The following is a 7644-nucleotide window of genomic DNA, read 5'->3' as shown; positions in this document are numbered from 1 at the left end:
ATCCTCGACAGCCTTGACCTCGAGGTCAAGGCCGTCTTTCTTGACCGCGAATTCTACGACAGCAAGTGTTTGACGCTGCTTCAGGCACACAACCACGCCTACGTCATGCCGATCGTCCGCTGGGGACAGACGATCAAGCAAGAACTCTCGGAAGGCTGGAGTCGCGTGATTCAACACGACATGACGGCCAACCTCCACGGTCACAGCTGGACCGTCGAGTTTCCCGTCTACATCGACTGTACGTACCARAACGGACGGTACGACGAACATGGRGTGGCGCGTCACGGCTACGCCGCTGACGCGCCGTTCATCGACTCACCACGAGACGCYCGATACCACYACGCGAAACGCTTCGGTATCGAGGCCAGCTACCGACTCTCCGAGCAAAGTATTGCGACGACYTCGACACAAAAYCCGGTCGTACGGCTGCTGTACGTCGTGGTGAGCTTGKTGTTACARAACGTCTGGCGGTATTTACACTGGGARTAYGTGGCGACGCCCCGCCGWGGGGGGCGTCGCCTCTGGAAGTGGTCGTTCAAGGAGTTCATCAACATGATTCAACGGGCAGCGTGGACGGCCCTCGCGACGCGTCGGGCCGTCCCCGCAAACCGACCACCAGACGACCGGTTTACCCGCTAATCTCCGACCGRGTTAGCCTTCGCCAGGAGTGGCGACGCTGTCGCGTCGGCGGCAGCCGCCGCCGACAGCGACAGCTCTCCGTCGGTTCGTCGACGATCTTCTCGTCAAGACCACCCAGCACAACCGCTCCGCCACAGAACTCAGGCTTCAGAAACAGCTAGCCGAGGATGTTTTGTGAGGTACTGATGGTGAGTCCTGTACCCTACAGCCAGGCTACTTAGACTGATGGACAGGGTTGTTTTATACTGAATCCTGAGAGAACGGTCGCTCGAGCTCTGTTGTTAGCAGCTCGCGGACCTCGGGCCACTCGGTATCGATGATACTGAAGTAGACGCTGTCTCGTGGTTCCCCGTGAATCAGCATATGCTTCCGTAATACCCCTTCCTCGGTGGCACCGATCCGGTTGAGGGCCGCTCGTGCGCGCTCGTTTGCAGCGGCTGTTTCGAATTCGACGCGGGCGCAGTTCCACTCTTCGAAGGCGTGTCGAAGCATCAGGTACTTGGCTTCCGTGTTTGCTGGCGTACCCTGGTACTCCGGCGTGATCCATGTTCATCCGATTTCGACACTCCGGTTGGCCGGTCGGATCGTGCAGAACCGTGTCGACCCGATGGGCTCATTCGTTTCTTGCCAGATTGTGGCGAATGGGAGCGACTCACCCTCCTGTTCTGCCTCAAGTGCTTCAGTAACGAACGTCTGCATCTGCTCGGGGGGCGAATAGTCGTCAGCAAACCATTCGAAAATAGATGCGTCAGCACCAGCCTCCTGTAATCCAGCGAGATGGTCCGCTGTCGACACCGGCTCTAAGCGGACGTATTCTCCGTCGAGAGTCACTCGATCGACATCCATATTCAGTTATTGGCGCAACACAAAGTTCAGACCATAGCCTGCTATGACAGGCATGTATCGAGTCTCCGCGATAGGTATGACTCGGGAATCGTGATGCGATGAATTCCTTTTCCGCCCCCACAGCAGTCTCAAATTACAAGCCACCAATAATTAGTGAACACTTCACAGTCTCGACGAGACTTACTAGAGTATATCGTGCTCTTCCAATACGGAGAATGCGAAGCGAGCGGTAGGATAGGTCACCGATCCCCTGCCGATAACGCCGATCTTGATCGCTTCGATCAACTGCTCTCGGTCGGCACCCGCATCCAAGGCTCCCTCGATGTTGTATGTCACACATTCATCACAGCTCGTCACGACCGAGATTGAGAGGCCCGTCAGCTCCTTGTACAGTTTTGGGATGGCACCGTCTGCATAGACGGACTCGTCTAGTGCTCCGAAGCTACTGAAGAATTCATCATGGTCTGCCATCAGTTCGTTCAGCCGTTCTCGGTCGTTGTCTTGATCCAGGGACATGACTACGTATGTATGATACTCCCTTACAGAAGTGGCGGTAGTTCAGTGAACGCTGCGAGTCGATCCTGCACCATGTCGCTACAGTCGACTTGTTGATCTAGACCAATCAAAACCTCACTCAGCGTGACTCTGAAAGCCGAGCAGTTTGGCTTCGACTTTCTGGAGGTGCTCGTGGAGGGTCGCTGTTGAAATATCTAAGTCGGTGGCTAATTCCTTTGCTGACGTTCGTCTTGGGGTGGCGTAGTAGCCGTTCTGGCGCGCAAGCTGGAACACTTCATGTTGCCGTCTGGTCAACCTGTGCAGCGGAAGTCCTCCCAGTCCCGTTCCCCAAGCCGCCTCTGTAATACCCAGCATAGTGATTTCTGCCCCCATCTCATCACAGATTTCGTCGAGGAGGATCTGTACCGTCGATCGACTGTGATTCGTCAATAGCGTCCAGTACTCGTAGCCGTTGTTGCCATCGACCGGTTCGGCGTGCACGAATCCTCGAGAGAGGAACGCATCGCTAATCTGGGTCCGCCCGTCGTGATCGATAAGGAGTCCTTTTGTGGCGTTTCCTGGAGCGGACATAGCATCCTGACGGTGGTTCTGATTCACTTCGGACACCGTGAACACCTGTGGGTGGCGACGGATGTCCTCGATTGCTGAAACGATTTGCTCTTCTGTATCCGCGTAGATGGTGTAGAGTGTGGTTGTGCGGCCGTCTGGCCGCGTCCGGGTGCCGTACCCGATTAATCCGATATCTAATTTCTCGGTTAACTCGATAACCCAACACTCAGGATGCCACACCTTGAGTGAGACACAGAGGCCTTCCGAAGCAGTACCGTTGGAACGCGTCATCATAGTTTCATACTACGGTTGGTCAAGTGATGCTACTTTCTGTGTTTTCGTTCTAGTTCTAACAGTTCTTCTTGAAGCCCTGGGTACATGTAGCCACGGAGCGAATCGGCCCCGACGACACGATGGCAGGGAACAACAACCGGGAGCGGGTTCCGTCCACACGCTTGGCCAACAGCGATCGGAGCCGTACCCAACTGTTCAGCCACGTCGCCATACGTTCGCGTTTCGCCGTACGGGATCGAGCAGAGTTGCTGTTGTACGTCGCCAAGGAATCCACTGGAACGGTCGATTGTGAGGTCAAATTGGCTCCGATCGCCCGTCGCATACTCCGAGAGCTGTTGCTGGATGATTCGTCGAGGTTCGGCAATCCGAGACGTTTCGAGATCGACGCTGTAGCCGAGTAGGTCATACGACATTGGGAGTAGCTACGGCTGGAATCCAACTAAAGCCAGAACCAGCTATGTCAGGTTGCTCTGTTCGGTTCGTTTGATTTCGCTCACAGAATACAGCTCCAGCGGAGGAATGGGGAGTGAATGGCTTCTCGACGGAGTCCTCGGCACTTGCTAACATCACAATCAAGTACCTCTCCATAATTATTCCATCTTCAATCGGTATTGGGGGATTGCCGTCGCTCGGAATAAGCCCGATACGAAGTACACCGGCGGCGTCACATCTGACAGAATCACTGCAGTAGCCCGGCGCGAGCGGCTGCTATCGAGACGTTAGAATACCAGCTGAAGCGCCCAGAGGGCAACCATTCCGACGCTGATCGTCGCGAGCACGTTCTTGGTTCGCCACGCGACACCGGCCGCAAGCCCTCCCGCAAGAACTTTAGCCGGATCGGCGTCGATCCCGACCGTCGGGGTAACCGTCAGTACGATGATCGCAGGGACGACCAACGCGGCGAGGACTGCTGCTGGAACGAATCGTAAGACACCAACGACCTGCGGCGGCACCGTATCCAATCGGCCAAGCAGAAGAATGAACGATAGTCGGAGGGCGAACGTGCCGACGCCGGCGTCAATGAGGATGGCCCAAAGTGAAACCGGTCCGTACGCAGTCGTCATGACGTCTCATCCCTGTTGGACTCCCCGCCGTCGCTGGCCGGAGTGCGTTCGATCATCGGAAAGCTGCCCCGCCTTAGATCAATCACTACACCAGTGACGATGCCGATGACTGCTGCGGCTATTAGCCCGAGATTGTAGGGAAGGGGCGCAAAGCAGACACCTGTTCCGCCAGCGACGACAGCCACCACCTCGGTGGGCCAGTCGTCCAGTACTGAGAACAAAAGAGCCATGAACGTGAGCGGCACTGCGAACTCGAACGAAAGCCCTGCTGGAACGTTCCCACCGAGGACAACGCCAACGATGGTCCCGACCTGCCAGACTACCCACGATAAGACTGCCCCACCAAGATAGAACCACTTTCGACTGCGTTCGCTCGGTGCGGTGGCCTGAAATTCGGTGATGGAGATGGCATACGCTTGCTCAGTGAGTACATACGCACTGAGCCACTTTGTCGGCATATTGAACCGTCGGAAGTGTGGCGCGAGCGACGCGCTGTACATTATATAACGGAGGTTGATGATGACAGCTGTGAGGACGATAATCACGACTGGAGCAGTTTGCCCGATGAGTTCGATGGCTGCCAGCTGGGCCGCCCCAGCGTAGATAACGAGTGACATTCCGATCGCTTCGAGAGGTGGAATACCAGCGTTGACAGCAGCGACCCCCGTGATGATCGAGAACGGGATGATGCCGAGCAATATCGGCGCGATCGCTCTCGCTCCAGCTGTGGCATCCGATCGGGCACTCACTTGTTCACCCCCTGAGACGGCGTCTCATTATCAACGGAAGGATGGATGGAATCTGCTTAACCGGACAACCAGCTATGACAGGCCTTACCCAACTGTCCCTGGTCGTCTACGCAGTATTGATTCTGCGAGTCATCTCACTCGCAAACCATTGGTTGACAGGTATGCAGAAAATGAAGCTGCGGAATATACGTAGAGGTCCGCCCGGTCGTGTAGCCACGGCGGTCGTGGGATTACTGCTCGTACTCAAAAAGGCGGTACGGGACATCCGTTTCCCAGCTAGTATGCATGTCGATCGTATCGGTCGGTTCGAACCCAAACTCACGGTAGAGATGTATCGCTGCCTCCAGTTCGTCGACCGTCCAAAGGAAGACACGGTCATACCCGTCCTCGTGACAGAACTCCATTGCTCGTTCCAGTAATTCTCGTCCGAGCCCCTGCCCGTGAAGCGTTGAATCGAGAATAAAATACCTGAGCTGTGCGCCTTCCTCCTCGATATCGCGACTGTCGATAACGATGCCGCCTTTGACCGTGGCGGCCTCGTCAACAACAGTCCAAAGCCCGTCGGCTTCCGGGTCGTATCGGCCAACGAACTCCGCGATCCCCTCAGCCATCTCGGCCTCAAACTGAGGGCCCAACTCCCAAAGTTCCCCGTAATATGTCGTATGCAGTTCAGTCAAGCGGGCAACGACACCCGGTATGTATCCTTCAGCAATCTTCAATGGTGGCATCTATTGTAGTACTGACTGAGACGGACAAGTGTTATTACCCTGCTATAGCCGGTGTGAGCCATTTTATGACAGGATATCTTGGCGGTATCGGCGGGATGTCTCCTGTAGTCCCACCACGCCGATTTGGAGCGTTTAGACGGTTGAAAATACCTTGCGCAGGGTGACGCGGGCACTTGACCTCAGTAACTACTGCACATGTGGAGACGATATGGTATCGGATTCAGTCGAGTTTTCTGTGGCCACCAGTTACTCGGTGTCGATGTCCAGAAGGACGTTCCCTCGAGCGTGCCCCGACTCACTCCGTTCGTGAGCGATGGCCACATCGTTGAGCGGATGGACCGAATCGATGCGGACGTTGAGCGCCTCTGTTTCAAGGAGCGTCGCAAGCACACGGAGTTGTTCAGGACGCCACTGAACGATCGGATACGACCCATCGATACCGGCGTCTGTGAGAAGGGCCCGTTCCTCGTCGGTGAGTGGCCCCGGGAGTTTTGCGAGATAGCCGCCGGGGCGAAGCACGTCGACCGACCGTTCGAAGGTCGTCCCGCCGACCAAATCGAGCACAATGTCGCAGTCGTCGACGACGTCCTCGAATCGCTCTTCGCGGTAGTTCACGAACTCGTCGACGCCGAGTTCGTCGAGATACGCCCGGTTCGCCGCGGAGGCGGTCCCGATCGTCGTCGCCCCAAGCCAGTTCGCGAGTTGGACGGCAACGTGTCCGACGCCCCCGGCGGCCGCGTGGACGAGCACTCGCTGTCCTGGTTTGCATCCGGCAGCGTCGAACAGCGCTTGCCAAGCCGTCAGGCCCACCATCGGGACGGCCGCGGCAGTCAAGTGTGAGACAGCCTGTGGTTTCGAGATGAGATTGGTCGCAGGCACTGCAATGTACTCTGCGTATGCGCCCCGCTTGTCGGCCAACATCCCGAACACGTCGTCACCGACAGCGACGTTCGTCACGTCTCCACCGACCGATTCGACGGTACCCGAAAAGTCCCAGCCCGGAATCCACGGGAGGGTGACGTCCGCACCCTCGCCTTTGCGTGTCATCCAATCATACGGATTCACCCCCGCGGCCGCGACTCGAACGAGGACTTCCTCTGTTGTCGGGTCGGGCCGGTCGATGGTCTCGGTGTGCAACTGCTCGCGACCGCCGAATTCGTGTACTCTAATCGCTTGCATCAGTGTCTTTAGTAGGGGCTGTGGGACTGACTGGGCTGATTAAGTGTCGTCTCGAAGCGTCCCGCCAAGGAGTGTTCTTAGAGAGCATGTGGGGCACTAGTGCTGTCCGAGAAGTTTCGCCTCAGCCTTCCGGATGTGTTCGTGAAACGTCGAGGTACTGATTCCGAGGTCTTCGGCCAGGTTTCCAGCACTGACCGCGCGAGGATGGTCGTAGTATCCTTTCGCCCGTGCGAGTCTGAATATCTCACGTTGTCGGCTAGACAGGCGGTTCATCGGCAGCGGCGTCTTGCGTCTGTCCTCGGAGCCTTGGGTGATACTCGTCACGGTGATCGACGCGTCACGCTCCGACTCAACCTCTTCAAGTAACGAATACACGCGGTCGCGGGACTCGTCGGTCACCAGCGTCCAGACCTCAGTGTTATCACGGGTGTCGACAGGCGCCGCAGGAATGAATCCACGGTCGGTGAACTCATCGCTGATCTGTGTCGTGCCGTCGTGATCGACGAGAAGTTCTCGCGTTGCGTTCCCGGGTTTCGGGACGTGACCACGGTGGTCTCGGACCATCTCTCCGATACCGTACACCGCCGAGCTGTCTCTGATCACGTCGACTGCCGCATCGATCGTCGCAGTCTCATCAGCATAGAGTGTGAACATCGATCTCGTCGTGTCGTCTTCTCCAGAGTAACACCCGTAGCTGAGGAGGCCGACATCCGTCTGTCGTGACGTTTCGAGCACCCAGCAGTCAGGGTGCCACACCTCCAGGGTAAGGCGAGTCGGCGTATTCAGTATTTGGCTCCTGGTCTGTACAGTCACACAAGATCTCTGTCTCACTACTTCAAGAGGTTACCCCCTGCTATATCCGGTTCGGCGAGTGAGGTACTGACAGACCGGATATTGCAGGTTACCGGTTGATGCCATCCCCTCTGTGAATAGGTGTATGGCGACAGAACTGGATGGACGTGACACAGCATCACAAAAAGCGGCTCGAGTTGGAGGAACTCCTGCGTGTGACCACCCTGTCGAAGACTTGTCCCACCTCGGCCATATGGGTGCGGCGGGGTTCTACGAATGTTCGTCCTG

Annotated in this window: 9 protein-coding genes and 1 pseudogene; 1 reads left to right on the top strand and 9 read right to left on the bottom strand. The window is 56.8% G+C overall.

Annotated features, from left to right (window positions below; genetic code table 11):
* Nucleotides 1–639 (top strand): annotated as a pseudogene (locus AMR74_RS15230) (ISH3 family transposase); the annotation flags it as partial.
* A gap of 240 nt (nt 640–879) precedes the next feature.
* Here AMR74_RS15230 and AMR74_RS18695 read toward each other — a convergent pair.
* From AMR74_RS18695 to AMR74_RS15200, 9 genes are all read right to left on the bottom strand, one after another.
* Nucleotides 880–1182, bottom strand: a complete 303-nt coding sequence (locus AMR74_RS18695; protein ID WP_343123366.1) for a GNAT family N-acetyltransferase — start codon at nt 1180–1182, stop codon at nt 880–882.
* 486 nt (nt 1183–1668) lie between these two features.
* Nucleotides 1669–2001 (bottom strand): carboxymuconolactone decarboxylase family protein, encoded by a 333-nt coding sequence (locus tag AMR74_RS15225; protein WP_053772904.1) that lies wholly within the window; start codon nt 1999–2001, stop codon nt 1669–1671.
* A gap of 114 nt (nt 2002–2115) precedes the next feature.
* A complete protein-coding gene (locus tag AMR74_RS17675) occupies nt 2116–2844 on the bottom strand; it encodes a helix-turn-helix domain-containing protein (RefSeq protein WP_240471185.1) in 729 nt (242 codons plus the stop codon).
* A gap of 29 nt (nt 2845–2873) precedes the next feature.
* Nucleotides 2874–3257, bottom strand: coding sequence for a methylated-DNA--[protein]-cysteine S-methyltransferase (locus AMR74_RS19835; RefSeq protein WP_077152366.1), 384 nt, complete (start codon nt 3255–3257; stop codon nt 2874–2876).
* 306 nt (nt 3258–3563) lie between these two features.
* Nucleotides 3564–3908: an AzlD domain-containing protein gene (locus AMR74_RS15220; protein ID WP_053772903.1), complete on the bottom strand. Its 345-nt coding sequence runs from the start codon at nt 3906–3908 to the stop codon at nt 3564–3566.
* Complete coding sequence (locus tag AMR74_RS15215; protein ID WP_053772902.1) at nt 3905–4657, bottom strand: AzlC family ABC transporter permease; 753 nt, start codon at nt 4655–4657, stop codon at nt 3905–3907. Before AMR74_RS15215 ends, AMR74_RS15220 begins: the two co-directional genes overlap by 4 nt.
* Nucleotides 4658–4887: 230 nt before the next feature.
* Nucleotides 4888–5385 (bottom strand): GNAT family N-acetyltransferase, encoded by a 498-nt coding sequence (locus AMR74_RS15210; RefSeq protein ID WP_053772901.1) that lies wholly within the window; start codon nt 5383–5385, stop codon nt 4888–4890.
* Between the two features lie 246 nt (nt 5386–5631).
* Nucleotides 5632–6522, bottom strand: coding sequence for an NADP-dependent oxidoreductase (locus AMR74_RS15205; RefSeq protein ID WP_240471184.1), 891 nt, complete (start codon nt 6520–6522; stop codon nt 5632–5634).
* Nucleotides 6523–6660: 138 nt separating this feature from the next.
* Nucleotides 6661–7377: a helix-turn-helix domain-containing protein gene (locus AMR74_RS15200; RefSeq protein ID WP_139043017.1), complete on the bottom strand. Its 717-nt coding sequence runs from the start codon at nt 7375–7377 to the stop codon at nt 6661–6663.
* Between the last annotated feature and the right edge of the window lie 267 nt (nt 7378–7644).

Origin of the sequence: Halorubrum tropicale (genome assembly GCF_001280455.1) — an archaeon.
Classification (GTDB): domain Archaea; phylum Halobacteriota; class Halobacteria; order Halobacteriales; family Haloferacaceae; genus Halorubrum; species Halorubrum tropicale.
This window is presented reverse-complemented; position numbering and strand designations above follow the sequence as displayed.

Excerpts from the sequence above, each read along its gene's own strand:
- AMR74_RS19835 (WP_077152366.1), bottom strand. The coding sequence starts at position 3,257 with ATGTCGTATGACCTACTCGGCTACAGCGTCGATCTCGAAACGTCTCGG.
- AMR74_RS15220 (WP_053772903.1), bottom strand. The coding sequence starts at position 3,908 with ATGACGACTGCGTACGGACCGGTTTCACTTTGGGCCATCCTCATTGAC.
- AMR74_RS15225 (WP_053772904.1), bottom strand. The coding sequence starts at position 2,001 with ATGTCCCTGGATCAAGACAACGACCGAGAACGGCTGAACGAACTGATG.
- AMR74_RS15210 (WP_053772901.1), bottom strand. The coding sequence starts at position 5,385 with ATGCCACCATTGAAGATTGCTGAAGGATACATACCGGGTGTCGTTGCC.
- AMR74_RS17675 (WP_240471185.1), bottom strand. The coding sequence starts at position 2,844 with ATGATGACGCGTTCCAACGGTACTGCTTCGGAAGGCCTCTGTGTCTCA.